The sequence below is a fragment of the Pseudomonas sp. JV414 genome, from assembly GCF_032424305.1.
Taxonomy (GTDB): Bacteria; Pseudomonadota; Gammaproteobacteria; order Pseudomonadales; family Pseudomonadaceae; genus Aquipseudomonas; species Aquipseudomonas lini.
The window spans coordinates 396,139-421,996 of record NZ_VYKC01000020.1 but is presented as its reverse complement, the minus strand read 5'-3'; the positions used below and the strand labels follow the sequence as shown (position 1 = coordinate 421,996).

Genomic DNA, 25,858 nt, shown 5'->3' with positions numbered 1-25,858 from the left:
TTAACAAGGCCGAGAGGTCACAAAGCGCGCCGAGAGTAGCAGCTTTGCCAAGGGCCGACTAGAGCCAAAATTGGCCCCTACGGTCACGTTTATGACTCTTGAATATTCAATAGTCACTTTTAGAGCAAAAATTCTATAGCACCTTGGAAGCCCCTGAAACCGGGGTTTCGGTCCCTTAAAAGCTTCGCGGGCAAGCCTCGCTCCTACAGGGTTCGCGTCGTTCACCGCTTTGTAAACAACACTGGACTTGTAGGAGCGTGGCTTGCCCGCGATCCGCGCGAAGCGCGGCCATTCACAGATCAGGCGATCTCACGCAACTCCCGCCGCAGAATCTTGCCCACCGGCGTCATCGGCAACGACTCACGCAAGACGATGTGCTTGGGCACTTTGTACGCCGTGAAGTTTTCCTTGCAATAGGCCTTCAGCTCTTCAAGGCTGACCCCGGATTCGCGGGCCACCACAAACAACTTCACCGCCTCCCCCGAACGCTCGTCCGGCACGCCGATCACCGCGCAGTTGGCGACCTTCGGGTGGGCCATCACCACGTCTTCGATCTCGTTCGGGTACACGTTGAAGCCCGAGACGATGATCATGTCTTTCTTGCGATCGACGATGCGTACGAAACCGTCCGGGTCGATCACCGCAATGTCGCCCGACTTGAACCAGCCGTCGGCATCCAGCACTTCGGCGGTGGCTTCGGGTTTCTGCCAGTAGCCCTTCATGATCTGCGGGCCCTTGATGCACAGTTCGCCACGCTCGCCCAGCGGCTGCTCAACGCCTTCATCGTTGATGATCTTGAGCGTCGTGCCCGGTACCGGCAGGCCGACCGTGCCGATGCGCGACTTGTCACCGTAGGGATTGGTGCAGGCCACCGGCGAGGTTTCGGTCAGGCCGTAACCTTCGGTGATCCGGCAACCAGTGAGCTGTTCCCAGCGCTCGGCCGTAGCCTTGACCAGCGCGGTCCCACCGGAGTTGGTGAGCTTGAGGCTGGAGAAATCCAGGGTCTTGAAGTCGGGATGGTCCATCAGCGCGACGAACAGCGTGTTGAGCCCCAGCAGCGCCGAAAACCGCCAGTTCTTCAGTTCCTTGATGAAGGCGCCAATGTCCCGTGGATTGGTGATCAGCACGTTGTGGTTGCCGGTCACCATCATGCACATGCAGTTCGCCGTGAAGGCATAGATGTGGTACAGCGGCAGCGGCGCGATCATCACTTCCTGGCCTTCGCGCAGCAGCGGTTGACCGTCAGCGCCGAATTGCCCCAGACACGCGCGCGCCTGCTGCATGTTCGCCACCAGGTTGCCGTGGGTCAGCATCGCGCCCTTGGCCAGCCCGGTGGTGCCGCCGGTGTATTGCAGCACGGCGATGTCGTCGAGGCCGACGTTCAGCGGTTTGATGCCCAGGCCCCGACCCAGACGCAGCGCGCTTTTGAAGGAAATCGCCTGCGGCAAGGAATAATCCGGGACCATTTTCTTGACCTTGGCGACCACGGTATTGATCAGCCAGCCCTTGGCTGTGGGCATCAAGTCGCCCATCTTCGCTTCGATCAGGTACTGGATGTCGGTGTCGGGCAGTACTTCCTGGACCTTCTGTCCGAACACGTTCAGATAGACCAGCGCCCGGGCACCGGAGTCCTTGAACTGATGACGCATCTCCCGCGCGGTGTACAAGGGGTTGGTATTGACCACGATCAGCCCGGCGCGCAAGGCACCGAACACGGCAATCGGGTAATGCAGGACGTTGGGCATCTGCACCGCAATGCGATCCCCCGGCACCAGGTCGGTGTGGGCTTGCAGGTAACCGGCGAACGCGGCGCTGTAGCGTTCCAGTTCGGCGTAGGTCAGGGTCACGCCCATGTTGCTGAACGCCGGTCGGTCAGCAAATTTCTTGCAGGAACGCTCGAACACCTCGATCACCGACTTATAGGCCCCAAGGTCAATATCCAGGGGCACGCCGGCCGGGCGTTTGTCATTCCAGAAATCAGGTTGCATTATTTTTGTCCTCTTTACCTGAGCCTATCCGGGGGCCGCTTTCTGTCACTTCTGAAAAAGCGGTGCTTCCCGGACACTAGCAGCTATGGTGAATCAGGCAAATATGCGCACGGGCGTCATAGATCGCGTGAATCTTGCTGCCCCGCCGTGGCCTGATCAGACGGTAGGCGACGGATGCGCTATACAATGCAGCGGGGCTGCTTTCCACCCAGCAGTCTCATGCAGTCCAACGCAAAGGAATCGCCATGATCCACGACACTTTCTGGCTGACCGCGAGTGACCGCAGCCGCCTCTTCGTCAACCAGTGGCTGCCAGCCGCGCCGCTCAAGGCGGTGATCCTGCTGGCCCACGGCATGGCGGAACACAGCGGTCGCTACGCCCGTCTGGCGCAAGCCTGCTGTGATCAGGATTACGGCGTTTATGCGCCGGACCTGCGTGGACATGGCAAAACTGCCGAAAACGGTACGCTGGGCCATTTCGCCGACGATGATGGCTGGTGCAAAGTGGTCGGCGACCTCGCCAGCCTTAACCAACATATCGGCCAACAGCATCCCGGCGTGCCAATCGTGTTGCTCGGCCACAGCATGGGCAGCTATATCGCCCAGGCTTATTTGCTGCACCACAGCGCCAGCCTGCACGGGGCGATTCTCAGCGGCTCGAATTTCCAGCCAATAGCGCTCTATCGCGCAGCGCGGCAGATTGCTCGTCTGGAACGCCTGCGCCAAGGGCCCAAGGGGCGCAGTGCGCTGATCGAATGGCTGTCGTTCGGCTCGTTCAACAAAAAATTCAAACCGGCGCGCACGCCATTCGACTGGCTGAGCCGCGACCCCGCCGAAGTCGACAAATACGCCAATGACCCGCTCTGCGGCTTTCGCTGCACCAATCAACTGTGGGTCGATTTGCTCGGCGGCTTGCAGCAAATCAGCAAAGCGTCCAATCTCGCCCAGATCGATCGGGGCCTGCCGTTGCTGGTGATTGGCGGCGAATGTGATCCGGTGAGCGAAGGCAAACGTCTGAAAGATCTGGCCCACGCCCTGCGCGACGCTGGCTGCCAGAGCCTGCAGCTGACTATTTACCCGCAGGCCCGGCATGAACTGTTTAACGAGAGCAACCGCGACGAAGTGACGTCCGACGTGCTGAACTGGATCGCCCAGGCCTTGAGCAACCGCCGGCCACCCAGAGCCGAATAGTTTTTTTGTGGATTTATTTAATTCGTCACAGGAATCGAGACAGATGACCCAGGTTACCAACACCCCTTACGAAGCCCTCGAAGTCGGCCAGACCGCCAGCTACAGCAAGACCGTCGAAGAACGCGACATTCAGTTGTTCGCCGCGATGTCCGGCGATCACAACCCGGTGCACCTGGACGCCGAATTCGCCGCCGCCAGCATGTTCAAGGAGCGTATCGCCCACGGCATGTTCAGCGGCGCGTTGATCAGCGCGGCGGTGGCTTGCGAGTTGCCTGGGCCGGGGACTATTTATATCGGTCAGACGATGAGCTTTCAGAAGCCGGTGAAAATTGGCGACACGCTGACTGTGCGCCTGGAGATTCTCGAGAAACTGCCGAAATTTCGTGTGCGCATCGCCACTCGGGTATTCAACCAGCGCGATGAGTTGGTCGTGGATGGCGAGGCGGAGATTCTGGCGCCGCGCAAGCAACAGACCGTGACGTTGCCTACCCTGCCGGCGATCAGCATCGGCTGATTTGCAAGTCTGCTGATCGTTCCCACGTTCTGCGTCACTGGTGTCCGGGAAAAACTGAAGGGGGAGCTTGCTCCCCCTTGCTGTGTCTGCCTCTGAGCCAAATCAGAGATTGCGCGATAGCGCCCTGCGCACGCTCTCACTGTTCAGCGCAGGGCTTTCAGTCTCGGCAGGGGATTGCGCCGGTGCAGGACTTTCGACCTGGAAAGAGATTTCAGCCTGGGCCGGGCTTTCAATTTGAACAGGGCTTGGCGCCTGGCCACGACTGGCGACCTGATTGTCCAGCTTCTCGATGTAGGCGTTCAAATCGCTAATCAGCAGTTTCTTGCGCTGGGAGCCCTGATACCACGCGTAGCAAAAGTAGCCTGTCGCCGCCAGAAAGCCTAGCCCGGCTGTAGCAAGACCGGCGACGCACAATCCAAGCACGATCAGTAGTGTCTTCCAGTTAAAGGGCGACAGCTCCAGCTCGGTATTCAGCCCCTTCGCGTCACGCAGCACCCAGCGCTTGGACGCCGTGTGGTTTTGCAAAATGGTGTGCAGCGGCGAACCATCCTTTTTCAAGGCACTGATCAAAGAGATTTCCTGACCTGTGCGCAAAGGAATGTCCACGCCGCGCAGCTTTACATCGTGCTCGACGCCGTCCGGGGTTCTGACCCAGAACTCATGATTGATGATCGAAACAGAACTGATGCGCACAGGCGTCACATCACCATCGTTACCGTTCACATGAACGCCGCCCGTGGATGTCACGCGGGTCTCGCTGAGTTTTTCGCTGCCCACCACTTCACCGCTCAAGACAGTGAAAGAAACGGTTTTATCGCCATGGGTGAAGTCGTGCATTTCGATTCCTTGATTGACCCACGTCGATCGACGTGCAGGAGAAAGATCCGTATGCGGCGGATGCTACTAAGTAGCCATTACGCTGTCCAGAACACCCCCCCACAAGCGACGCTCCGCAGCGCCAATCCGCCACCGATCAAAGTCTTGATCGCGAACTGCAAGGCGCGGCGGTCAGGTGCGAACAAGGCCTGCAAAGTGATGGGCACGTATATCCCGCCCAGTGTTAAATCCCGAACACAAAAAAACGCCAGGCTGGCTGGCGTTTTTGACAGATAACGAACGCTTATGAGCGTGCGCGAGCCTGATTACGCAGGGCTTTCACCTGATCGTGGTTGCGTTGTACGCCGTGATACTGGCGTTCAACGATGTCACGAATGCTCACCAGGTTGTCCTTGTTGATTTTTTCCAGTGCGTCCTTGTAAGCCTTCAGCGCGTGGTCTTCACCGCGTTCGGCTTCGTTCAGCACTGCCTCTTCATCCTTGCCGGTGAACATCGCCTTCACATCGACCCAGCGACGGTGCAGATCGCCGCTGACGCTGGTGGAGGTTTCCGGATCACCGCCCAGGGAACGCACGGCAGCCTGCAGCTCGGCAGCGGCAGCAGCGCAGTCGGCGGAGCGCTGAATGAACAGGTTTTTAAGTTCTGGATGCTTGATGTCTTCAGCGCAAGTCTTGAACCCTTCCTGACCGTCTTTACTGGTTTCAATCAGGTCGTTGAGTACAGAGATCGCGTCTTTATTAATGTCGGTCATTTTTCAATTCCTTGCGGTTGATGAAAGATGCAATAAGTAGTTGCACCCTGCATGCCAGCTTTGAATTGACGTCTTTTTACTTATATTTCAATAAGTTAGTGTTTAAGGCGAAATCTGTATCCGCTTTTTTTGCATGATCTGTCATTTGGCCTGCATGCAGAATGCCTGTATTTTCCAGACTGCTTTGAATCAAGACGACTGATGATGAATCCCGAAAAACTCGAACTGCTGATTACCCGCGAAATGCCCTTCGGCAAATACAAGGGCCGCATCATCGCTGACCTGCCCGGCCAGTACCTGAACTGGTTCGCTCGCGAAGGTTTCCCTCACGGTGAACTGGGCGGTTTGCTGGCCTTGATGCAGGAAATCGACCACAACGGCTTGTCGGAGCTGCTCGAACCGCTGCGCGCCAAACACGGCAAACCCGCCCCTCGCCACTGACCCACCCTACCTCACCGAGTTGCTCATGCCCGATAACACCCGCCGTTCCCGCGATGAAGGTTTTTGGCAGACCTTTGCCGACCGTTATGCCGTCGAACCCGGCCCCCTGAACTTGGAGAACGGTTACTTCGGACGCATGTCGCGCACCGTGGTCGAGGAGTATCAGCGCAACATCGAGCTGATCAACCGCGGCAACTCGGTGCATGTGCGCCAGCGCTTCGAACAGGATGAAAGCGTCAAGATTCGTGCGCAATTGGCCGAGCTGATCGGTGCGCCCGCCGAAGCCGTCGCCCTCACCCGCAACGCCTCGGATGGCCTGCAATCGCTGATCCGCAACTACAATCGCCTGGAACCGGGCGATCAGGTGCTGATAGGCGATCTGGAGTACGACACGGTCAAGGGCGCGATGCGTTGGCTGGCCCGCTATCGAGGCGTGGAAGTGATCGAGATCGAACACCGCCACCCCGCGAGTTTCGACAGTTTACTGGCCACTTACCGCGAAGCTTTCGTGCGTTATCCGCGACTGAAGTTGATGGCCCTGACCCACGTCACCCATCGCACCGGACTGGTCATGCCGGTGCAGGCGATTGCTGCTGCCGCCAGGGAACACGGCATCGACGTGATTCTCGACGGCGCCCATGCCCTCGGCCAGATCGAATTCAATCTCGATGAACTGGGCATCGCCTTTGCCGGCTACAACCTGCACAAATGGATCGGTGCGCCGCTGACTTTGGGGTTCATCTACATTGCGCCCCAGCGTCTGGCCGACATCGACCCGGACATGGGCGAGATGCATTTCCCGGTCACCGACATTCGCGCCCGCACGCCCTACAGCACGCCCAATATTCCGGCCCTGCTGACCCTGCCGCTGGTGTTCGAAGAACATCGCGCCATGGGCGGTTCCATCGCCAAGGGCATGCGGCTCAATTACCTGCGCAACCGATGGGTCAATGCCGTTAGGGGGTTACCGGGAATCGAAGTCATGACCCCGGATGACCCACGCCTGTATTGCGGCATCACCTCGATGCGCTTTACCCGGCATGCCGATCAGCAGGTGATGGTCGAGCGCCTGCTCAACGACTACAACCTGTTTACCGTGGCGCGCAGCGGGGCGGCGTGTGGCCCGTGCATCCGCATTACGCCGGGGCTCACCACCACCGCAGCCGACATGGATCTGCTGACCCGGGCGCTGACTGAATTGCGCTGAGGTCACACAGTGTATTTGTCGAAGTCCTCGGGCTTGATTTGCGATGACACCGCAAACGTGTCGACACCGATGGTCATGTGCCCGAAAAAGCCGTCTTCGTTCGAGTCTCGACCGATGGCATGGACATTCAAGGTCGAGGCTTCACCGCCCATGCCCTGATAGAACTCATCCTGCTCGTTGTTCAGCGCGCAGGTGCCACGCCCACGGTACTCGCGGGCATTGAGTACCGTCCGCGAGGCCACCTCGGGAAAATACAGCTGGCCGACCCAGGCGACATGCCGCTCTTCCAGATAGTTGTTGCCGGCCGTGATTCGTACCGCCACATGAATATGCAGGGCGCGGCCGGCATAAAAACCCGGGTAGATGGTGGTAAATCGCACCACGCCCTGTTGATCGGTAAATTGCCCGCCGCGTAGGTAGGTATCGTCATCGGTGCGCGGGATCGAACCGATGGCATCGACGTCGACTTCCTTGTCCGGGTCGACCTTGCTCCAGCCCGAATACGCCCCGCGCGCGTTGCAATGCCAGATATCGACCACCGCCCCGGTGACCGGTTGACCGGTCATCGCATCGACGATCGTCAGCCGCAGCACCAAGGGGATGCCATCCATGCCTTCGCTGATGTTCCGTCGGATCAGTTTCGGGTTTCGAAAATACGGGCCGGCGATCTGTTCGGGTGACAGTTGGCAGACCGGAGGTGGGGATGTAATTGCAGTGTTGTCGTCCATGACGTTCTCTCTTCCATAAGATGAACGCAGGTTAACGCTGGACGAGCGGTGAGATGCGGTAACTATGTATCGCATGATGTCCTGTAGGAGCGAGGCTTGCCCGCGAAGGCGTCGGCACATTCAGTATTGATGTGGCTGGAAGATCGCCTTCGCGGGCAAGCCTCGCTCCTACAGGTTTCTTTTGGCAAAAAAAGGCGTTGCAGCCATAAGGGGTTTTATTTCAGGCAAAAAAAAACGGTGCACCGACCAAGTGCACCGTAAAGCCGTAGAACACACAACGAAGTGTTTGGTAAAAATCCGGTTAATCAGTCCAGCAGGGCCAACGCCTCGGCGGTGCACTCCTGGATGCGGGCCCAGTCGCCGTTCTTGATCCACTCGGGATCAAGCATCCAGCTACCGCCCACGCACATCACGTTTTTCAACGCCATGTAGCTCTTGATGTTGGCCGGGCTGACGCCGCCGGTCGGGCAGAATTTAACTTCGCCGAACGGGCCGCCCAGCGCCTTGATGGCCGCGACGCCGCCGCTGACTTCCGCCGGGAACAGCTTGAAGCGGCGATAACCCAGGCTATAGCCTTCCATGATGCCGGAGGCGTTGCTGATGCCCGGCAACAGCGGGATCGGGCTGTCGACACTGGCTTCAAGCAGGTCACGGGTGATACCCGGCGTGACGATGAATTGCGAACCGGCCGCTTCGGCAGCGGCCAGCATGCTGCGGTCAAGCACGGTACCGGCGCCGGTCACCAGTTCCGGACGCTTTTCACGCAGGATCTGGATCGCCTTGAGGCCGAACTGCGAACGCAGGGTCACTTCCAGCGCCGTCAGGCCACCGGCCGCCAGGGCGTCGGCCAACGGCAGTACGTCCTGTTCACGCGCGATGGTGATCACCGGCAGGATCCGCGCCTTGGCGCAGAGGCTGTCGATCAGGGCAACTTTGTCCGCCATGGAAACGGTCGGGGATGTGTTTGTCATAGCGGCTGATCCTTGGTTCATGGGCACCAGTAAATCTCTAACGTAGGTTGCAGAAACGCCCGAATCGGCATGGCGGCGACATCGTCACCGGCCAGTGCGGCACTCAGGGTGGTCAGCTTGGACTGACCGGAAATCGATAGAACGGTGGTCTTCGCCGAAGCCAGCAACGCGCGACTCATGGTCAGGCGTTGATGAGGCACGGTCGGCGCCAGCATCGGCCAGCAGCGACGGGTGCCGTCGACTTTCAAGGCATCGGCCAGGTTCGGGCTGTTGGGGAACAGCGAAGCGGTATGACCGTCGTCACCCATGCCCAGCACCAGCACGTCGATCGACGGCAATTCGGCGAGCAAGCGATCAGCCTGCTCGGCGGCCTGTTCCAGGTTGGCGGTGGCACTGTAGAGGCTCAGGAACTGAGCCTTGGCCGCCGGGCCTTGCAACAGGTAACGCTTGAGCAGACCGGCATTGCTGTCGGCGTGTTCCACCGGCACCCAGCGCTCGTCAGCCAGAGTGACGACAACCTTGGACCAGTCCAGCGTCTGCTTGGCCAGGTGCTGGAAAAACGCCACCGGGCTGCGTCCACCGGAAACCACCAAGGTCGCGGTGCCGCGCGCGTCGATCGCGTCACTCAGTTGCTTGGCCACATTCAGCGCCAGGCCTTCGGCCAGCAGCACCGGGCTTTTGAACTCATGAGCGCTAACGCCCTGAGGCAGTTTCAATTCAGATATCGCCATACCACGACCTCCCGTCCCGCGTAATCAGTGCAATGGAGCTCATCGGCCCCCACGACCCGGCCGCGTACGGCTTGGGCGCATCACCGGATTTTTTCCACCCGGCGATCAACTGGTCACACCACTTCCACGCGGCTTCGATTTCATCTTTACGGACAAACAAGTTCTGATTGCCGCGCATCACTTCCAGCAACAACCGCTCGTAGGCGTCGGGAATCCGCGCGCTGCGATAGGTATCGGAAAAATTCAGCTGCAACGGACCGCTGCGCAGCTGCATGCCCTTGTCCAGGCCTTGTTCTTTCGTCATCACGCGCAAGGAAATGCCTTCGTCCGGTTGCAGGCGGATGATCAGTTTGTTGCTGATCTGCAAGCGCTGCTCGGGGGCGAAGATGTAGTGCGACGGTTCCTTGAAGTGGATGACGATCTGCGACAGCTTTTGCGGCATGCGCTTGCCGGTCCGCAGGTAAAACGGCACGCCGGCCCAGCGCCAGTTACGAATATCGGCACGCAGTGCGACGAAGGTTTCGGTGTCGCTCTGGGTGTTGGAATTAGGCTCTTCCAGATACCCGGGTACCGATTTGCCTTCGCTGTGCCCGGCGATGTACTGGCCGCGCACCACTTGAGTGGTCAGGCCTTCCGGGCTGATCGGCGCCAGTGCCTTGAGGACTTTGACTTTCTCGTCGCGGATGCTGTCGGCGGACAGGTCGGCCGGCGGGTCCATGGCGATCAGGCAGAGCAATTGCAGCAGGTGATTCTGGATCATGTCCCGCAGCTGCCCGGCCTTGTCGAAATAGCCCCAACGGCCTTCGATCCCGACCTGCTCGGCCACGGTGATTTCCACGTGGGAGATGTAATTCTGGTTCCACTGGGTTTCGAACAGGCTGTTGGCGAAACGCAGGGCGATCAGGTTTTGTACGGTCTCTTTGCCCAGGTAGTGGTCGATGCGGTAGGTGCGGTTCTCCGGGAAGAACTGCGCCACGGCGTCGTTGACCTTGCGCGAGGATTCCAGGTCCGAACCGATGGGTTTTTCCAGCACTACACGGGTGTTTTCGGTCAGGCCGACCTTCGACAGGTTCTCGCAAATAGCGCCATAAACCGCTGCCGGGGTGGCGAAGTAGGCAATCACCCGCTGGGCGCTGCCAGCCTGCTCGGCCAGGGCGACGTAATCGTCAGCCTTGAGGAAGTCGACGTGCAGGTAGCTCAAGCGGGCCAGGAAGCGCTCGACCACCGCTTCATCCAGCTCTTTGGCACCCACGTAGCGGCGCAGCTCAGTGGCGATGAATGCCAGGTGCTGCTGCTCGCTGCCGGGCTCACGGGCCAGCGCGATAATGCGCGTATCCTCATGAAGCAGGCCGGCGCCATCGAGTTGATAGAGGGCAGGAAACAGCTTGCGCAGGGCTAGATCGCCGAGAGCGCCGAACAAGGCAAAGGTGCACGGTTCAACCGTAATCGAAGGCATGATGTTTGTTCTTTTATCAAGTTAAGCTACAAATACCTTTTTTCAAGGCATCACTCAAGGGAAAATGTAGTAATAACCACAACATTTTCGCAAAATACAGATTCCGAGTGGTGGTCGATCGGAGCCATCAGTAGGATAGGCCACCGTTATGGGTCGTATCAAAGGCCCAATTTGCATTAGCCGAACGCTTATTTGCGCTGCTGACCTAAGGAACATGTAATGGACCGCGTGCGAAATTTACTGGAACAGATCCAGAATCGCCTTGAAGACCTGAACAAGGCAGAACGCAAAGTCGCCGAAGTGATCCTGCTCAACCCAGAGCAGGCCACCCGGTTCAGCATCGCCGCCCTCGCCCAGGCCTCTAAGGTCAGCGAGCCGACGGTCAACCGTTTCTGCCGTTCGTTCGGTGTCAGCGGCTACCCGGAACTGAAACTGCAACTGGCCCAGAGCCTGGCCAGTGGCGCGGCGTATGTCAGCCGGGCGGTTGAAGCCGATGACAATCCGGAAGCGTATACGAAAAAGATTTTCGGCAGCGCCATCGCCTCTTTGGACAGTGCGTTGCAGGCGCTTGACCCGAACCTGATCAGCCGCGCCGTCGACCTGTTGATCCAGGCCCGGCAGATCCACTTCTTCGGCCTCGGTGCTTCGGCCCCGGTGGCGCTGGATGCGCAGCACAAGTTCTTCCGCTTCAACCTGGCGGTGACCGCCCATGCCGACGTGCTGATGCAACGCATGATCGCCTCGGTGGCCCACACCGGTGAGTTGTTCGTGATCATTTCCTACACCGGCCGCACCCGCGAATTGGTGGAAGTGGCGCGCATCGCCCGGGAAAACGGCGCTTCAGTGCTGGGTTTGACGGCCGAGGGGTCGCCGCTGGCCAAGGCCAGTACCTTGAGCCTGAACATTCCGCTGCCGGAAGACACCGACATCTATATGCCGATGACGTCGCGGATCATTCAGTTGACCGTGCTCGATGTGCTCGCCACCGGCATGACCCTGCGCCGGGGCGTGGATTTCCAGCCGCATTTGCGCAAGATCAAGGAAAGCCTGAATGCCAGTCGGTATCCGATTGGGGATGAGTTTAATTAACCCAATCTGAGTTTTATATCGCCTGACAAGCCGCCTTCGCGAGCAAGCCCGCTCCCACATTAGATCTTCAGTGGACACAGTATTTGTGTTCAAAGCAGATCCACTGTGGGAGCGGGCTTGCTCGCGAAGGCGATACCCGCAACACCCTGGATCTTGAGCTAAGCCCCAACCCGCGCCTGCAAACTCAAATGCGCCCTTTCTCCCGGTGCCAGGCACAGGCTGTCGGTCCCGCCGCTGGCTGCCTCCACACAGACGAACTCTAAAACCTCATTCCAGCTCACCCCCAGCAACGGCCGCGAGCCGGGATGCCAGACCACCGTGTCCGCATGGTCACCGGTATCTATGCACAGCTGCCGCTGCCAGGCGTGGTCCATGAGCTGCAATTCGCCGTCATGCTGGAACACTCGCTGACAACCACCGTCGACCCGCAACTCGCCTTGCTGCTGGCAAACCTGGCGGCTCAACTGGTCGTAACCTTGCGCACCGTCGAGCCCAGACAGCGCTACCTCGCCCACGTCACCAATACGCCAATAGGCGTGCAACGCCTGGCTCAACTGGCACGGCATGTCGTCCTGATGCTCGGTGCTCAGGTGCAAATCCATGCGTTCACCCAGGTGCGCGTGCAAGTCAACTTGCCAGTCGCACAGCTGTAACTGCCAGTGCAGGTGCACGCCATCGTCATCACTGCTGCTGTCGAGCAGTTTCCAGTCGAGCAAACGCGCCCAGCCATGGGACGGCCAGGCGTTTTCGCTCGGATGACGGCCGTACCACGGCCAGCACACCGGCACACCACCGCGAATTGCACCGACATGCGGCCACTTCGCCGCGCACCACAGCCAGGGTTTCTGACCCTTGGGCTGGAAGTGCAGCAGCTGCGCGCCTTGCCGACTGAACACCGCCTGACACAGCGGATGATCGATCACCAGCACATCGCGCATCTGATAGCGCTCCCACGCAAACACCGGACGTTCGCGCAAGGATTTGAAGAAGCGTTGTAGCGGATGCTCAAGCATGTGCCACGGTCCTGAAAATCATTTTTCTACCTGATCGTTCCCACGCTCTGCGTTACATACGATGGACGCAGAGCGTCCAGAGCGGCGTTACCACGCAGAGCGTGGGAACGATCTGTCCAAGGGGTGTGCTGCCCCCAAAAAAAAGCGGACAGCCTTGGCCGTCCGCAAAAATGCGCACATAGAGAGGAGCTTATCGCAGACGCGTTAGAACACCGACTGAATTTTCAGGCCGGCGACCAGCGCGTTGTCGACTTCATCCACACCGCCCGGATGAGTGATGTATTGCAGGTTAGGGCGTACGGTCAGCCAGTTGGTAACGTGGAAGCCGTAGTTGATCTCGTAGTTGTATTCGGTGGAACGCAACGGCGAGAACAGCGGATCGTTGTAGTCGGTGACTCCATTGGCGGCGTTGACCAACTCGGCGTTCTTCTTCACGTCGTCGTTGACATGGATACGGGCAAAACCGATCCCGACGTCATCTTTAGGACGCGCATCGAACGGCCCCTTGTACACAAACATCAGCGACTGGTAGTTGTCGACGAAGTTGGTGTCCTTGTCGTGGAAGGTGGCGTTGGCCGCGATGTTCAGACCGCGCGAAGCGTCACCGTTGTGGGTGGTCAGTTGTTGCTGCGCCACGAACCAGTAGCCGGACTTGCTGCTGTGGCTGCGATAGGCATTGCCGCTGGTTGCCGCATCATTGCCGTCTTCGTCTTCACGAACGTCATCGGCCTTGGCCGTACTCTTGTAGTAACCCACACGGTATTCGCCCGGCAGGTTGTTGACCTTCGGTGACCAGACCAGCTCGACCGGCAAGACGGTGCCCTCGGTACCACTGCCGCTGAGCTTGAAGCCGTTACCGTGCTCCAGTTGCGACGGGTTCTGGTTGTACGCGCCGATCTGTGCATAGAACTCTGGCGTGATGTTGTACTTCACGCGAACTGCCGCCTGCATGACCGGCCAGTTGTACCAGATGTTGGTCGCCCAGTTACCCGCTTGGGAACCGCAGAACGCCAGGTTCTGGAACTCGCAAGGGAAGGTGTTGAAGTCTTCGCCTTCGCCGAAGTAACCGGCCTTGACGTCCAGTTTACCGTCGAGGAACTGGTGCTTGATCCACAACTGAGTCAGACGGACCATGTGGCCACGGCCGTAGACTTCCTGGGAGGAACTCAAGGTGCCGGCACGCGGGTCGCCGACACGATCATTGGAGATGTTCTCACCATTACGGTTGGTGAGCTGGATCTTGGCCTGGGTGTTATCCCAGCCCCACAGTTTTTCCAGGTCCAGCGCCACGCCCAAGCCAAACTGGTCGGCGTAACGTGCCGTCTTGTCGTCGTTGTAGCCGCCATGCAGGTTGGCGCCCACTTCACCGACGTAGTCGGCCTTGATGTCGATCCCTTGTTCGATCAGCTTGGTCCGCTCGCCGCCCCAATCCCCGGTCATCCACTGCGAGTCAGCACTGAACGCGTCAGCCGCGTGTACGCTACCGGCCAGCATCATTGCCGCAATCGCTGACAACTGGCAGATAAGCTGAGCGTTATTCTTCTTCTTCATCCCTACATCCTCGTCTTTATTGTTATTAACTGTTTTTATCTAACGCGGTTTACATCGATTGCGGCGGATGTCCCCATTTGCCGCGAATCCCCCCTGTGGGAGCGGGCTTGCTCGCGAAGGCGGTGTGTCAGTCGACATCACTGTTGAATGTCAGACCGCTTTCGCGAGCAAGCCCGCTCCCACATTTGATCTTTATCTGCCTTTGAATTGGGCTACGTTGGCGTTGTGAGCTTCGGTTTTTGGCAGGCCGGCCACCCCCAGGCGTTCACCGGTCTTGGCATCGAACAGCAGCACTTTCGATGGATCGAATTGCAAAGTCAGGGTCTCGCCCACGGCTGGGGCGACGTCCGGTGCCAGGCGGCAGCAGACTTTGGTGTCGTTGAGATTGACGAACACCAGGGTGTCGGGTCCGGTCGGTTCGGTGACCTGCACTTCGGCACGAATGGTCGGCAAACCATTCGGCTCGCTGCCCGCCAGAACGATCTGCTCCGGGCGCATGCCGAGGATCACTTCGCGGTCTTCGAGCCCGGCGTCCTGCATGCCCAGCGGCAATTCGCAGCGCGCCTGACCGCTGTCGAGCAGCGCTACCAATCGCCCTTCCTTTCGCTGCAAACGCAGAGGAATAAAGTTCATCGGCGGCGAACCGATGAAGCTCGCCACGAACAGGTTGGCCGGGTTGTTGTAGATGTCTTTTGGCGTGCCGAACTGCTGAATGATCCCGTCCTTCATCACCGCCACTTTGTCACCCAGGGTCATGGCTTCGATCTGGTCGTGAGTCACGTAGACCGTGGTGGTTTTCAGGCGCTGGTGCATCAGTTTCATTTCGGTGCGCATCTCGACCCGCAGCTTGGCGTCGAGGTTGGACAGCGGTTCATCGAACAGGTAAATCTTCGGCCGCCGCGCCAGCGCCCGGCCCATGGCCACGCGCTGTTGCTGACCACCGGAGAGCTGACCCGGTTTGCGACTCAGCAGGTGTTCGATTTGCAGCAGCTTGGCCACGCGAGCGACTTCTTCGTCGATTTCGGCGGTGGGCATTTTGCGAATCTTCAGGCCGAACGCGATGTTGTCGCGCACGCTCATGGTCGGGTACAGCGCGTAAGACTGGAACACCATGGCGATGTCGCGATCTTTCGGGCTCATGCCGCTGATGTCGGCGTCGTCCACCAGGATCGCCCCGCCGCTGATGTTTTCCAGACCCGCAATGCAATTCATCAAGGTGGATTTGCCACAGCCCGATGGACCGACCAGGATCAGGAACTCACCGTCATTGATCTTCAGTTCGATGTTTTTCAGGGTGTCCGGCAAACCGGCACCGTAGGTCTTGTTGACGTTGCGTAATTCGAGAGTTGCCATGTTCTACCCCTTGACCGCGCCGGACGTCAGCCCACGCAGGAAATACTTGCCAGCGAATATGTAGACCAGCAGTGTCGGCAGCCCGGCGATCATCGCGGCGGCCATATCAACGTTGTATTCCTTGGCCCCGGTGCTGGTGTTGACCAGGTTGTTCAGGGCCACGGTAATCGGCTGGGCATCGCCACTGGCGAAGACCACGCCGAACAGGAAGTCATTCCAGATCTGCGTGAACTGCCAGATCAGGCAGACCATCACAATCGGGATCGACATCGGCAGCAGGATCTTCCAGAAAATCGTGAAGAAGCCTGCGCCATCCAGCCGCGCCGCCTTGACCAGCGCATCCGGAATGCTCACGTAGTAGTTGCGGAAGAACAGCGTGGTGAACGCCAGACCGTAAACCACGTGCACCAGCACCAGGCCGGTGGTGGTGTTGGCCAGACCGATCTTGCCGAGGGTGAACGAGGCTGGCAGCAGTACGGTCTGGAACGGCAGGAAGCAGCCGAACAACAACAGGCCGAAGAACAGTTGCGAACCACGGAAGCGCCACATCGACAGCACGTAGCCGTTCATGGCACCGATGAAGGTCGAGATCAGTACCGCCGGCACGGTGATTTTCACCGAGTTCCAGAAGTAGCTGCCGACACTGTCCCAGGCCTTGATCCAGCCGATGCCGTCAATCACTTGCGGCCAGCTCAGCAGGTTGCCGGTGCGGATGTCTTCCGGGGATTTGAAACTGGTCAGCAGCATCACCACCAGCGGGACCAAATAGATCGCGGCGGCCAGCAACAGGGTTGCGTAGATGGCTATACGGCTGAAGCTGATGGCCGGTTTTCCGAGTTGATTACTCATGGCGTTTGCCTCGCAATTCGGAGTACAGGTACGGCACCAGAATCGCCAGGATCGCGCCGAGCATCATCATGGCGCTCGCCGAACCAATGCCCATCTGGCCACGGCTGAACGTGAAGGAGTACATGAACATCGCCGGCAGGTCGGACGAATAGCCCGGGCCACCCGCGGTCATCGCCGCCACCAGGTCGAAGCTCTTGATCGCGATGTGCGCGAGAATCATGAAAGCGCTGAAGAACACCGGGCGCAGGCTCGGCAGTACGATCTTCAAGTAGATGGTCGGCAGGCTCGCACCGTCGACTTGCGCCGCGCGGATGATCGATTGATCGACGCCACGCAGGCCGGCCAGGAACATCGCCATCACAAACCCGGAGGCTTGCCACACGGCGGCGATCACCAGGCAATACACCACGCGATCCTGATCCACCAGCCAGTCGAGACGGAAGCCTTCCCAGCCCCAGTCACGCAGCATCTTGTCCAGACCCAGGCCTGGGTTGAGCAGCCATTTCCACGCGGTACCGGTAACGATCATCGAGAGCGCCATCGGGTACAGATAAACGGTGCGGATGAAGCCTTCCTTGCGAATGCGCTGATCCAGCAGCACCGCGAGGAACACGCCTAGCACCAGGCTGATGCCGATGAACATGCCGCCGAACACCGCGAGGTTCTTGCTCGCGACCCACCAGCGATCGTTGTCCATCAGGCGAATGTATTGCTGCAGGCCGACCCACTTGTAGCTCGGCATGAAGCTGGAATTGGTGAAGGACAGTACGAATGTCCAGATGATGTAACCGTAAAAACCAACCAGGACGATCAGCATGCTTGGCGCCAAAACCAGCTTGGGAAGCCAGCGCTGCAATGCGTCGAACGGTGAGGCTTTGCTGAAAACCGCCACAGAGCTCATCGGGATAATCCAGGTGAAGAAGTGAGAATCACAGAGCGATCCTTTGTAGGAGCGAGGCTTGCCCGCGAAGGCGGTGTAACAGGTGACAAATGTGTTGAATGTCAGACTGCTTTCGCGGGCAAGCCTCGCTCCTACAGGGGAACGCTCTCAGATATGTGTCAGGGATTACTGGGCAGCTTTGACAGCCGATGCCAGTTGTGCGCTGGCCTTGGCCGGGTCAGCGTTCTTGTCGTTCATGAAGTTGGTCACCACATCGAAGATCGCGCCCTGCACGGCCAGGGATGTGGCCATGTTGTGCGCCATGCTCGGTTGCAGGCCGCCAGTCTTCTCGTCAGCCAGGAAATCCTTGGCCGCCGCTTGAGCGCAAGAATCGAAGCCCAGCGCGCTCATGTCGTTAAGCATGTCGGTACGCACCGGGATCGAGCCTTTGTTGATGCTGAAGACTTTCTGGAAGTCTTTGCCCAGAGCGACCTTGGCCAGGTCTTGTTGAGCGGCGATGTCGCCTTTGCGATCGGCTTTGAGCTTGAATACAGCCATCGAGTCGATGTTGTAGGTGAAGGCTTTTTCAGTGCCCGGGAACGGCACGCACTGGTAGTCCTTGCCCGCGACTTTCTTCGCGGCGGTCCATTCGCTCTTGGCCCAGTCACCCATCATCTGCATGCCGGCCTTGCCGTTGATGACGTCGGCGGCTGCGATGTTCCAGTCACGACCGGCGCGGTTCGGGTCCATGTAGCCGGTGATTTTTTTCAGCTCGGTGAAGGCCTTGGCCATCTCGGGGCCCGAGAGGGTTTTCTGGTCCAGGTCGACCAGGGCTTTCTTGTAACCGTCAGCGCCCATGACCGAGAGCACCACGTCTTCAAACACGGTGCTGTCTTGCCAAGGCTGGCCACCGTGAGCGAGCGCGATGAAGCCGGCGGCTTTCAGTTTGTCGCCAGCGGCATAGAATTCTTCGAGGGTGGTCGGCGCTTTTTCGATCCCGGCTTTCTTGAAGACTTCCGGGTTGATCCACAGCCAGTTGACGCGGTGAATGTTCACCGGCACGGCGACGTAATCGCCTTCGTATTTCACGGTGTCGGAGACTTTCTTGATCAGCAGGTTATCCCAGCCTTCGGACTTGGAAACGTCTTTGAGGGTGTCGGTGCTGAGCAGGCCAGTGCTGCCCCACTCCTGAATGTCCGGCCCCTTGATTTGGGCAACGCCCGGCGGGTTACCGGCCACGGCGCGGCTTTTGAGTACGGTCATGGCCGTGGAGCCGCCACCGCCGGCGACTGCGCCGTCTTTCCAGGTGAAGCCGTCTTTTTCGACTTGGGCCTTGAGCACATCGACGGCCGCTTTTTCACCACCAGACGTCCACCAGTGAACGACTTCCACCGAACCTTTGGCATCGGCGGCAAGGGCACTGATTGGGAATGCAGCAACGGGAAGCAACGAAGCGAGAGAAATGACAGTAGCGAGGCGAGAAATCGCATTCATCTAGTAGTACCTTTCTTGTTGTTATGCATGCAAGTCTGGTGCTTGCGCTGCATAGGATTCTAAACAGGGGATGCCCCTTCGCAGGTAACGAAGGGACGCGCGAATGTCACCACATGGTTACACAGGAGCGCTCTGGCACAATTGCGCCAGCGCAGTGGCCATGCTCGGCGCCAGCGGCAGGCGCGGGATCAGTACGGCTTGCCAGGCGTGATACAGGTCGGGTTTGCCGGCCCAGATATCGGCGCTCGGACGGTTCAGCGGATCGAGTTCGTGATGCCAGCTGCCATCGCAACGGTCAATGAAATGACTGTCACAAAATCCCCAGAACAGTCGGTACCAGTGCTCGTATTGCTCATCACCGGTGCGTTTGAGCAGCGCACTGGCGGCGGCACTGGCTTCGGCGTGCGTCCAGTGCAGGCGATGGCGAACCACCGCGCGATTGTCCCAGTCGAGGGTGTAGACAATGCCCGGCGCACCGTCGACGTCCCAGCCGTGACGGCAATTGTGCTCGAACAGTTTTTGCGCATCGGTGGCGAGCCAGCCCGGCGTGAGTATCCCGGCCTGTACACGCGCAGCTTCAAGATGCAGCAACAGCCGCGCCCATTCAAAACCATGGCCCGGCGTGGTGCCGTAAGGGCGGAAACCATCAGCCGGGTTGTCGTGGTTGTAGTCGCGCAGCGGCTGCCAGTCGCGGTCGAAATGCTCGACCACCAGATAGTCATTGGCCGCGGCATGATCGTGAATGACACGCTCGACGATGCGCTGCGCGCGAATCAGCCAGCGGTTGTCGTCGGTGACATCGGCTAGGGCGAGAAAGGCTTCTGTGGCGTGCATGTTGCTGTTGGCGCCGCGATAGGCTTCTTCTTCACTCCAGTCGCGGTTGAAGGATTCACGCATGGCGCCCTCCTCCTCGCACCAGAAATGGGTGTCGATGATATGGATCGCATCGTCGAGCAAGGCTTGTGCGCCGGGACGCTGAGCGACCACCGCAGAACTCGCGGCCAACGCCACGAAGGCATGCAGGTAAGCGGCTTTGCCGGTATTGCCATCACGGTGTTCGGGCGTGGAGAACCAGCCTCCGTGTTTGGCATCACGCAGCGGTCCGCTGAGGGCCTGGATGCCGTGATCCACCAGCTCGGCAAAACCCGGCAGGCCCTGGATGTGGGCCATGGCGAAGCTGTGGGTCATGCGCGCGGTGTTCATGGTTTCCGCTTGCGCGTTGGCCGACAGGCGACCCTTTTCATCGAGATTGCCAAAGCCTTCGGCAAGCTTTGCAGCCTTGGCAAATGCCAGCAGGCGCAGGCCTTCGGCGGTAAGCCATTGCTGATGGGCAGGCGCGTTCAGCCAACTGCTGAAGGCGGGTTGGAAGGTGTCCATGGGAGTACCTTTTTTGTTGTTATGACTGGGGGCAGTCTAAACAACGAGCGGTGGCGGGCAGGTAACGAAGGGGGCGAGTTATGTCACCGAGCTGTGACATTAGCCTTGAGGGATGTATTGAAGGGACTGACGCCTTCGCGAGCAAGCCCGCTCCCACAGTGGTTCTGCGTCGTACACAAATCCAATGTGGGAGCGGGCTTGCTCGCGAAGAACGATAACGCGGTCTTCCTAATCAACACTACGCGGCAACTGCAACGTCACCCGCAACCCGCCTTCACGCAGGTTTTGCAGGCTGACCTCACCGCCATGGCTATGGGCAATGTTGCGCGCAATCCCCAGCCCCAGGCCATAACCCTGCTGCTGCCCGGCCAAACGGAAGTGCGGCTCAAACACCTGCTCCAGCCGCTGCTCCGGCACGCCCGGCCCTTCATCGTCGACATGCAGGACAAACGCGCTCTCGTCGTCATCGATGTGCAGATGCGCGTTCTGCCCATACTTCAAGGCGTTGTCGATCAGGTTGCCGATGCAACGCTTGAGTGCCAATGGTTTACCGGGATACGGCGCCAGCGCCCGGCCATGCTGAGTCACGCGGCCATTGCCGTTGGGTGCCAGATACGGTTCCACCAAACAGTCGAGCACATGATTGAGGTCCACCGGCTCGATGTTTTCGTGAATGTCGGTGTCTTTCACGCACTGCAGCGCGCCCTTGACCAGCAGCTCCAGCTCATCCAGATCACGGCCGAATTTGGCTTGCAGTTTTTCGTCTTCAAGCAATTCCACCCGCAGTCGCAACCGGGTAATCGGCGTGCGCAAATCGTGTGAAATCGCGCTGAACAACTGGCTGCGTTCGGTCAGGTAACGGCTGATGCGCTCGCGCATCGCATTGAAGGCGCGGCCTACTTCCACCACTTCACTGCCGCCGCCCTCCGCCACCGGTTCGACTTCCGCACCCAGAGACATGTCTCGCGCCGCCCGCGCCAATCGTTTGAGCGGTCGGCTCTGCCAATGCACTAACAGGCCGATGAACAGCAGCAGGAAACCGCTGGTGAGCACGATGAACCAGACCTGCTGCGCCGGCAGGCCTTGCTCTTCAAGACTGGTGTAGGGCTCGGGCAACAGCGAGGCGATGTACAGCCATTCGCCCGGTGCCATCTGGATTTGCGTGACCAGCACCGGCGGGTTCACTGGCTCCAGGGTCAACGCGTAATGCGCCCAGGAACGTGGCAACTCATCGAGTTTCAAACCGCCGTTGAAAATCCGCAGGTCTTCGGGGCTGACGAACGTCACCGAGATGTCGATGTCCTGACCCAGCGACTCGCGCAACACTTCGCCCACCGCTTTGAGCACCGCTTCTTTGCGCGGGGTGATCGGCAGCACTTCCATCCCCAAGGGTTTGTCGTTGAGCGTCACCACGAATCGGGTGCCGCCCATGCTGCGCAATTGATCGAGTACCAGCGGTCGAAACGCCACCGGCAACGAGCGGAAATAACTGACGCTGGCCGTCATCGAATGAGCCAGGCTGCGAGCGCTGGTGACCAGGCCTTCAAGCTGCGTGGCGCGCAATTGCGAGACCCAGATCACGCTCGACAGCGCCTGGGCGAATAACACCGCCAGCAGGGTCAGCAGCAACATGCGCCCGAGCAGCGAGCGCGGCACCGGCACCTGCCCGGCGAGCTTGCGCAGGAACTCAGTGGCCATTGCTGGCAACCACGTTGGCTGCCAGTTGGTAACCACTGCCGCGCACGGTACGGATCAGCCGTGGCGGTTTTTCGGTGTCGCGCAGGCGCTGGCGCAAACGGCTGACCGCCATGTCGACAATGCGATCGAGCGGCATCAGGTCACGGCCACGGGTGGCGTTGCCAATGGTGTCACGGTCGAGGATTTCCTGAGGGTGATCGAGGAACAGTTTCAGCAGCGCGAAATCGGCGCCCGAGAGAATCACTTCCTCGCCGTCGATGTGGAACAGTCGATGGCTGACCATGTCCAGTCGCCAGTCGTCGAAAGCCAGCACTTCGCTGCCGGAACGCTCCTGACCGAACTGCGCGCGGCGCAACAAGGCTTTGATGCGCGCCTGCAATTCACGGGGGCTGAAAGGTTTGCCAAGGTAGTCGTCGGCGCCCAGTTCCAGGCCAATGACGCGGTCGGCCTCGTCGGAACTGGCGGTGAGCATGATGATCGGCACATGGGCCTGGCGCGGGTGTTGGCGGATCCAGCGACAGAGGCTGAAACCGTCTTCGTCCGGCAGCATCACATCGAGAATCACCAGATCGCTCGGCGCCTCGTTCAAGGCCTGACGAAAGCCTGCACCATCGGGCGTGGTACGGACCTGGAAACCGGCGCGGGTCAGGTAGGTGTCCAGCAACTCGCGTATCTCTTGATCGTCATCGACCAACAAAATCGACTTGTTGACTGAGCTCACGGGGCGGCGTCCTTGTTGTTTGTGTTGGGGAGGATTATGCCTGATCGATCAAAGATCTATGTTGTCTGTGAGGGCCTCATCGCGGGCAAGCCCGCTCCCACAAGGTTATGCGCACATTTTCAGATGTAGGTAATCCTGTGGGAGCGTGGCTTGCCCGCGATGAAGGCGACGCGGTTTCAAGCCTGATCCAGCGCCACACCCGCGCCCACCAACCCGGAATACGGCGCCGTCACCAGCCACACCGGAATGCCTTTGAAGTAATCGCTCATGCAACCTTTGTCGGCGAAGCACCGGGCGAAACCGCTTTCGATGAAGAAATCGGCAAACCGTGGAATCACCCCGCCAACGATGTAAACACCACCCCGTGCACCGGTGGTCAGCACGTTGTTACCGGCCACGCGACCGAGCCAGCAACAGAACTGCTCGAGCACTTCCAGGGCAATCGGATCGCCCGCCAGCCCGGCCGCCGTAATCGACTCAGGCGTGTCGAGCACCGGCGTGTGACCGTCCACCGCGCAGATCGCCCGGTAGACCCGCGGCAAACCACTGCCGCTCAACGCCGTTTCAGCGCTGACATGGCCGATCTCGTTGAAGATGTGCTGCCACAGTTGGGTTTCTCGCAGGCTGCTCAGCGGCAGGTCGACGTGACCGCCCTCCCCCGGCAGCGGGGCAAAACGGCCCTCGCCCAAATCGAGCAACGTGCCCACGCCCAGGCCAGTGCCCGGGCCGATCACCACCGCCGGCCGCAACGGTTCCGGGGTGCCTTCGCAGACCACCCGGAAATCGCCCGGCTGCAAACGGGTCATGCCCAGCGCCATCGCCGAGAAGTCGTTGATCAACAGCAGTTGATCCACCTGCAAGGTTTTGCAGAACCCCTTGCGACTGAGCCGCCAGTGATTGTTGGTGAACTTGAATTCATCGCCACTCACGGGGCCCGCCACCGACAGGCACACCGAACCGATCGAACCCGGCGCCAGACCGAGCCCGCTCAGGTAAAGCGCAATAGCCTCCTCCGGGCTGGCGTGGTCTGCCGTCGCCAGCACCTGGACCGATTCCAGCTGCTGGTTTTTCCACAACGCGAAACGTGCGTTGGTGCCACCGATGTCACCGACCAGAGCCAGTTTCAATTAAGCGTCTCCAGGGCAGAAGTAAAGGCGCTGGCGCCTTGCTCTGCGGAGCTGAAGGCCATGCGCATGAAACCAAACAGTTCGCGACCGCTGCCAATGTTGTTGCCCAACAGACCTTTGGCAGGTTCGCGCGCTGCGAATTCTTCGGCGTCCACCTTAAGCTCCAGAGTGCCTTTGACGCCATCGACGCGGATGATATCGCCCTCTTGCACTCGCGCCAAAGCGCCGCCCACATAAGCTTCGGGGCTGACGTGGATCGCCGCCGGGATTTTCCCCGAGGCGCCGGACATGCGCCCGTCAGTCACCAACGCGACTTTGAAACCGCGATCCTGCAGCACGCCGAGGAACGGCGTCATCTTGTGCAGCTCCGGCATGCCGTTGGAACGTGGGCCCTGGAAGCGCATCACCGCGACGAAATCCTTCTCGAGCAAACCGGCCTTGAAGGCATCGGCCAGATCCTGCTGATCCTGGAACACCATGGCCGGTGCTTCGACGACCTGGTTTTCCAAAGCGACGGCGGAAACTTTCATCACGCCACGACCGAGGTTGCCTTCCATCACGCGCAGGCCGCCCTCTGGCGAGAATGCGCGAGCGACCGGACGCAGGATGGTTTCGTCGAGGCTTTCGATCGGGCCTTCGCGCCAGACCAGTTCGCCGTTTTCGAGGAACGGTTCCATGGTGTAGCGGCTCAGGCCGTGGCCGAGCACGGTGTTGACGTTTTCGTGTAGCAGGCCGGCTTCCAGCAGTTCGCGGATCAGGAACGACATGCCGCCCGCCGCCTGGAAGTGGTTGATGTCGGCTTTGCCGTTCGGGTACACGTGGCTCAGGGTCGGCACTACCTCGGAGAGGTCGGCCATGTCCTGCCAGGTCAACTGAATGCCCGCGGCCATGGCGATGGCCGGCATGTGCAGCGTGTGGTTGGTCGAACCGCCGGTGGCGTGCAGGGCGACGATGGAGTTGACCAGCGAACGCTCGTCGACGATTTCGCCGATCGGCATGAAGTCGCCGTTCTGCTTGGTCAGACGGGTGACCTGGTGCGCCGCTTCACGGGTCAGGGCATCACGCAACGGGGTGTTCGGGTTGACGAAAGAGGCGCCCGGCAAGTGCAGGCCCATGACTTCCATCAGCAACTGGTTAGTGTTGGCGGTGCCGTAGAAGGTGCAGGTGCCAGGGCTGTGATAGGACTTCATCTCCGATTCCAGCAGCTCTTCGCGCGTCGCCTTGCCTTCGGCGTAGCGCTGACGCACATCGGCTTTCTGCTTGTTGGAAATGCCCGACACCATCGGCCCGCCCGGTACGAAAATCGTCGGCAGATGACCGAACCGCAACGCGCCCATCATCAGGCCCGGCACGATCTTGTCGCAGATGCCGAGCATCAGCGCGCCGTCGAACATGTTGTGGGAAAGCGCTACAGCGGTGGACAGCGCGATCACTTCGCGGCTCGGCAGGCTCAGTTCCATGCCCGGCTCGCCTTGGGTCACGCCATCACACATCGCAGGGGTGCCACCGGCGAACTGGCCGACGGAGCCGATTTCGCGCAAGGCTTTTTTGATCTGTTCCGGGAAGACTTCGTACGGCTGATGCGCCGAGAGCATGTCGTTATATGACGAAACTATTGCAATGTTGGCGGAGTTCATCATCCGCAGGCTGTGCTTGTCGTCGCTGCCACACCCGGCTACGCCATGGGCGAAGTTGGCGCATTGCAGCTTGCCGCGCATCGGGCCGTCGCTGGCGGCGCCGCGGATCAATGCAAGGTAAGCCTCACGCGTGGCGCGGCTGCGGGCGATAAGCCGTTCGGTGACCTCAAGGACGCGGGGATGCATGTGTAGAACTCCAGGCTAACGGATGTGGCGACCTGATTGTCTATGCTGATCAAGCACCGCTGTGATTGG

23 protein-coding genes are annotated in these 25,858 nt (G+C 59.7%); 5 read left to right on the top strand and 18 right to left on the bottom strand.

All coding sequences use genetic code 11. The annotated features are described in order from the left end of the window. Positions 1–299: 299 nt before the first annotated feature. Entirely contained in the window at positions 300–1,988 is a 1,689-nt protein-coding gene (fadD2, locus tag F6R97_RS21615) for a long-chain-fatty-acid--CoA ligase FadD2 (RefSeq protein ID WP_050681581.1), read from the bottom strand. 245 nt (positions 1,989–2,233) lie between these two features. On the opposite strand from fadD2, the gene F6R97_RS21610 reads away from it, so the two are divergent. Together F6R97_RS21610 and F6R97_RS21605 are read left to right on the top strand one after the other, a co-directional pair. Beyond that, complete coding sequence (locus F6R97_RS21610) at positions 2,234–3,178, top strand: alpha/beta hydrolase (RefSeq protein WP_315867063.1); 945 nt, start codon at positions 2,234–2,236, stop codon at positions 3,176–3,178. A 43-nt stretch (positions 3,179–3,221) separates the two neighbouring features. Next, a complete protein-coding gene (locus F6R97_RS21605) occupies positions 3,222–3,692 on the top strand; it encodes a MaoC family dehydratase (protein WP_007902410.1) in 471 nt (156 codons plus the stop codon). 484 nt (positions 3,693–4,176) lie between these two features. Here F6R97_RS21605 and F6R97_RS29665 read toward each other — a convergent pair whose 3' ends face one another. After that, a complete protein-coding gene (locus F6R97_RS29665; protein ID WP_367652142.1) occupies positions 4,177–4,347 on the bottom strand; it encodes a hypothetical protein in 171 nt (56 codons plus the stop codon). A 465-nt stretch (positions 4,348–4,812) separates the two neighbouring features. Then, positions 4,813–5,280 carry a PA2169 family four-helix-bundle protein gene (locus tag F6R97_RS21595; RefSeq protein ID WP_038981989.1) on the bottom strand — a complete coding sequence of 156 codons (468 nt, stop codon included), beginning with the start codon at positions 5,278–5,280 and terminating at the stop codon, positions 4,813–4,815. Positions 5,281–5,484: 204 nt separating this feature from the next. On the opposite strand from F6R97_RS21595, the gene F6R97_RS21590 reads away from it, so the two are divergent. Both F6R97_RS21590 and F6R97_RS21585 read left to right on the top strand, forming a co-directional pair. Then, positions 5,485–5,721, top strand: a complete 237-nt coding sequence (locus F6R97_RS21590) for a DUF3820 family protein (RefSeq protein ID WP_007949456.1) — start codon at positions 5,485–5,487, stop codon at positions 5,719–5,721. Positions 5,722–5,746: 25 nt separating this feature from the next. Beyond that, complete coding sequence (locus F6R97_RS21585; RefSeq protein WP_048395681.1) at positions 5,747–6,928, top strand: aminotransferase class V-fold PLP-dependent enzyme; 1,182 nt, start codon at positions 5,747–5,749, stop codon at positions 6,926–6,928. Positions 6,929–6,930: 2 nt separating this feature from the next. Here the strand turns inward: F6R97_RS21585 and F6R97_RS21580 are convergent, their stop codons facing one another. The 4 genes from F6R97_RS21580 to zwf all read right to left on the bottom strand — a co-directional run bounded on the left by F6R97_RS21580 (position 6,931) and on the right by zwf (position 10,814). After that, positions 6,931–7,656, bottom strand: coding sequence for an intradiol ring-cleavage dioxygenase (locus tag F6R97_RS21580; RefSeq protein WP_048395675.1), 726 nt, complete (start codon positions 7,654–7,656; stop codon positions 6,931–6,933). Between the two features lie 305 nt (positions 7,657–7,961). Continuing rightward, the gene (locus F6R97_RS21575; RefSeq protein WP_223490864.1) at positions 7,962–8,627 is read right to left on the bottom strand and encodes a bifunctional 4-hydroxy-2-oxoglutarate aldolase/2-dehydro-3-deoxy-phosphogluconate aldolase; all 666 of its coding nucleotides are present in this window, start codon (positions 8,625–8,627) and stop codon (positions 7,962–7,964) included. 17 nt (positions 8,628–8,644) lie between these two features. Beyond that, complete coding sequence (gene pgl / locus F6R97_RS21570) at positions 8,645–9,358, bottom strand: 6-phosphogluconolactonase (RefSeq protein WP_038981985.1); 714 nt, start codon at positions 9,356–9,358, stop codon at positions 8,645–8,647. Beyond that, positions 9,345–10,814, bottom strand: coding sequence for a glucose-6-phosphate dehydrogenase (gene zwf, locus F6R97_RS21565; RefSeq protein WP_048395673.1), 1,470 nt, complete (start codon positions 10,812–10,814; stop codon positions 9,345–9,347). The genes pgl and zwf overlap by 14 nt, the downstream gene beginning before the upstream one ends. 228 nt (positions 10,815–11,042) lie before the next feature. Here zwf and F6R97_RS21560 point away from each other — a divergent pair, with 228 nt between their 5' ends. After that, entirely contained in the window at positions 11,043–11,903 is an 861-nt protein-coding gene (locus tag F6R97_RS21560) for a MurR/RpiR family transcriptional regulator (protein ID WP_173667542.1), read from the top strand. A 158-nt stretch (positions 11,904–12,061) separates the two neighbouring features. Here the strand turns inward: F6R97_RS21560 and F6R97_RS21555 are convergent, their stop codons facing one another. From F6R97_RS21555 to edd, 11 genes are all read right to left on the bottom strand, one after another. Next, positions 12,062–12,916 carry a D-hexose-6-phosphate mutarotase gene (locus F6R97_RS21555; protein WP_038981983.1) on the bottom strand — a complete coding sequence of 285 codons (855 nt, stop codon included), beginning with the start codon at positions 12,914–12,916 and terminating at the stop codon, positions 12,062–12,064. Positions 12,917–13,120: 204 nt separating this feature from the next. After that, the gene (locus tag F6R97_RS21550) at positions 13,121–14,467 is read right to left on the bottom strand and encodes a carbohydrate porin (protein ID WP_315867062.1); all 1,347 of its coding nucleotides are present in this window, start codon (positions 14,465–14,467) and stop codon (positions 13,121–13,123) included. A gap of 192 nt (positions 14,468–14,659) precedes the next feature. Next, on the bottom strand, positions 14,660–15,820 hold the full coding sequence (locus tag F6R97_RS21545) for an ABC transporter ATP-binding protein (RefSeq protein ID WP_048395668.1): 1,161 nt from the start codon (positions 15,818–15,820) through the stop codon (positions 14,660–14,662). Between the two features lie 3 nt (positions 15,821–15,823). Beyond that, complete coding sequence (locus F6R97_RS21540; RefSeq protein WP_030131859.1) at positions 15,824–16,669, bottom strand: carbohydrate ABC transporter permease; 846 nt, start codon at positions 16,667–16,669, stop codon at positions 15,824–15,826. After that, complete coding sequence (locus tag F6R97_RS21535; protein ID WP_007902369.1) at positions 16,662–17,570, bottom strand: carbohydrate ABC transporter permease; 909 nt, start codon at positions 17,568–17,570, stop codon at positions 16,662–16,664. The genes F6R97_RS21540 and F6R97_RS21535 overlap by 8 nt, the downstream gene beginning before the upstream one ends. A gap of 165 nt (positions 17,571–17,735) precedes the next feature. Next, the gene (locus F6R97_RS21530) at positions 17,736–19,043 is read right to left on the bottom strand and encodes an ABC transporter substrate-binding protein (protein WP_050681578.1); all 1,308 of its coding nucleotides are present in this window, start codon (positions 19,041–19,043) and stop codon (positions 17,736–17,738) included. A 117-nt stretch (positions 19,044–19,160) separates the two neighbouring features. Next, positions 19,161–20,420 carry an AGE family epimerase/isomerase gene (locus tag F6R97_RS21525; protein WP_038981979.1) on the bottom strand — a complete coding sequence of 420 codons (1,260 nt, stop codon included), beginning with the start codon at positions 20,418–20,420 and terminating at the stop codon, positions 19,161–19,163. A gap of 228 nt (positions 20,421–20,648) precedes the next feature. Next, a complete protein-coding gene (locus tag F6R97_RS21520; RefSeq protein WP_038981978.1) occupies positions 20,649–22,118 on the bottom strand; it encodes an ATP-binding protein in 1,470 nt (489 codons plus the stop codon). After that, the gene (locus F6R97_RS21515; protein ID WP_008006907.1) at positions 22,108–22,839 is read right to left on the bottom strand and encodes a response regulator; all 732 of its coding nucleotides are present in this window, start codon (positions 22,837–22,839) and stop codon (positions 22,108–22,110) included. Before F6R97_RS21515 ends, F6R97_RS21520 begins: the two co-directional genes overlap by 11 nt. Before the next feature lie 176 nt (positions 22,840–23,015). Further along, a complete protein-coding gene (locus F6R97_RS21510; RefSeq protein ID WP_315867061.1) occupies positions 23,016–23,966 on the bottom strand; it encodes a glucokinase in 951 nt (316 codons plus the stop codon). Continuing rightward, complete coding sequence (edd, locus tag F6R97_RS21505; protein ID WP_050681574.1) at positions 23,963–25,789, bottom strand: phosphogluconate dehydratase; 1,827 nt, start codon at positions 25,787–25,789, stop codon at positions 23,963–23,965. The genes F6R97_RS21510 and edd overlap by 4 nt, the downstream gene beginning before the upstream one ends. Positions 25,790–25,858 lie beyond the last annotated feature (69 nt).

Excerpts from the sequence above, each read along its gene's own strand:
- fadD2 (WP_050681581.1), bottom strand. The coding sequence starts at position 1,988 with ATGCAACCTGATTTCTGGAATGACAAACGCCCGGCCGGCGTGCCCCTG.
- F6R97_RS21610 (WP_315867063.1), top strand. The coding sequence starts at position 2,234 with ATGATCCACGACACTTTCTGGCTGACCGCGAGTGACCGCAGCCGCCTC.
- F6R97_RS21605 (WP_007902410.1), top strand. The coding sequence starts at position 3,222 with ATGACCCAGGTTACCAACACCCCTTACGAAGCCCTCGAAGTCGGCCAG.
- F6R97_RS21595 (WP_038981989.1), bottom strand. The coding sequence starts at position 5,280 with ATGACCGACATTAATAAAGACGCGATCTCTGTACTCAACGACCTGATT.
- F6R97_RS21590 (WP_007949456.1), top strand. The coding sequence starts at position 5,485 with ATGAATCCCGAAAAACTCGAACTGCTGATTACCCGCGAAATGCCCTTC.
- F6R97_RS21585 (WP_048395681.1), top strand. The coding sequence starts at position 5,747 with ATGCCCGATAACACCCGCCGTTCCCGCGATGAAGGTTTTTGGCAGACC.
- F6R97_RS21580 (WP_048395675.1), bottom strand. The coding sequence starts at position 7,656 with ATGGACGACAACACTGCAATTACATCCCCACCTCCGGTCTGCCAACTG.
- F6R97_RS21575 (WP_223490864.1), bottom strand. The coding sequence starts at position 8,627 with ATGACAAACACATCCCCGACCGTTTCCATGGCGGACAAAGTTGCCCTG.
- pgl (WP_038981985.1), bottom strand. The coding sequence starts at position 9,358 with ATGGCGATATCTGAATTGAAACTGCCTCAGGGCGTTAGCGCTCATGAG.
- zwf (WP_048395673.1), bottom strand. The coding sequence starts at position 10,814 with ATGCCTTCGATTACGGTTGAACCGTGCACCTTTGCCTTGTTCGGCGCT.
- F6R97_RS21555 (WP_038981983.1), bottom strand. The coding sequence starts at position 12,916 with ATGCTTGAGCATCCGCTACAACGCTTCTTCAAATCCTTGCGCGAACGT.
- F6R97_RS21550 (WP_315867062.1), bottom strand. The coding sequence starts at position 14,467 with ATGAAGAAGAAGAATAACGCTCAGCTTATCTGCCAGTTGTCAGCGATT.
- F6R97_RS21545 (WP_048395668.1), bottom strand. The coding sequence starts at position 15,820 with ATGGCAACTCTCGAATTACGCAACGTCAACAAGACCTACGGTGCCGGT.
- F6R97_RS21540 (WP_030131859.1), bottom strand. The coding sequence starts at position 16,669 with ATGAGTAATCAACTCGGAAAACCGGCCATCAGCTTCAGCCGTATAGCC.
- F6R97_RS21535 (WP_007902369.1), bottom strand. The coding sequence starts at position 17,570 with ATGAGCTCTGTGGCGGTTTTCAGCAAAGCCTCACCGTTCGACGCATTG.
- F6R97_RS21530 (WP_050681578.1), bottom strand. The coding sequence starts at position 19,043 with ATGAATGCGATTTCTCGCCTCGCTACTGTCATTTCTCTCGCTTCGTTG.
- F6R97_RS21525 (WP_038981979.1), bottom strand. The coding sequence starts at position 20,420 with ATGGACACCTTCCAACCCGCCTTCAGCAGTTGGCTGAACGCGCCTGCC.
- F6R97_RS21520 (WP_038981978.1), bottom strand. The coding sequence starts at position 22,118 with ATGGCCACTGAGTTCCTGCGCAAGCTCGCCGGGCAGGTGCCGGTGCCG.
- edd (WP_050681574.1), bottom strand. The coding sequence starts at position 25,789 with ATGCATCCCCGCGTCCTTGAGGTCACCGAACGGCTTATCGCCCGCAGC.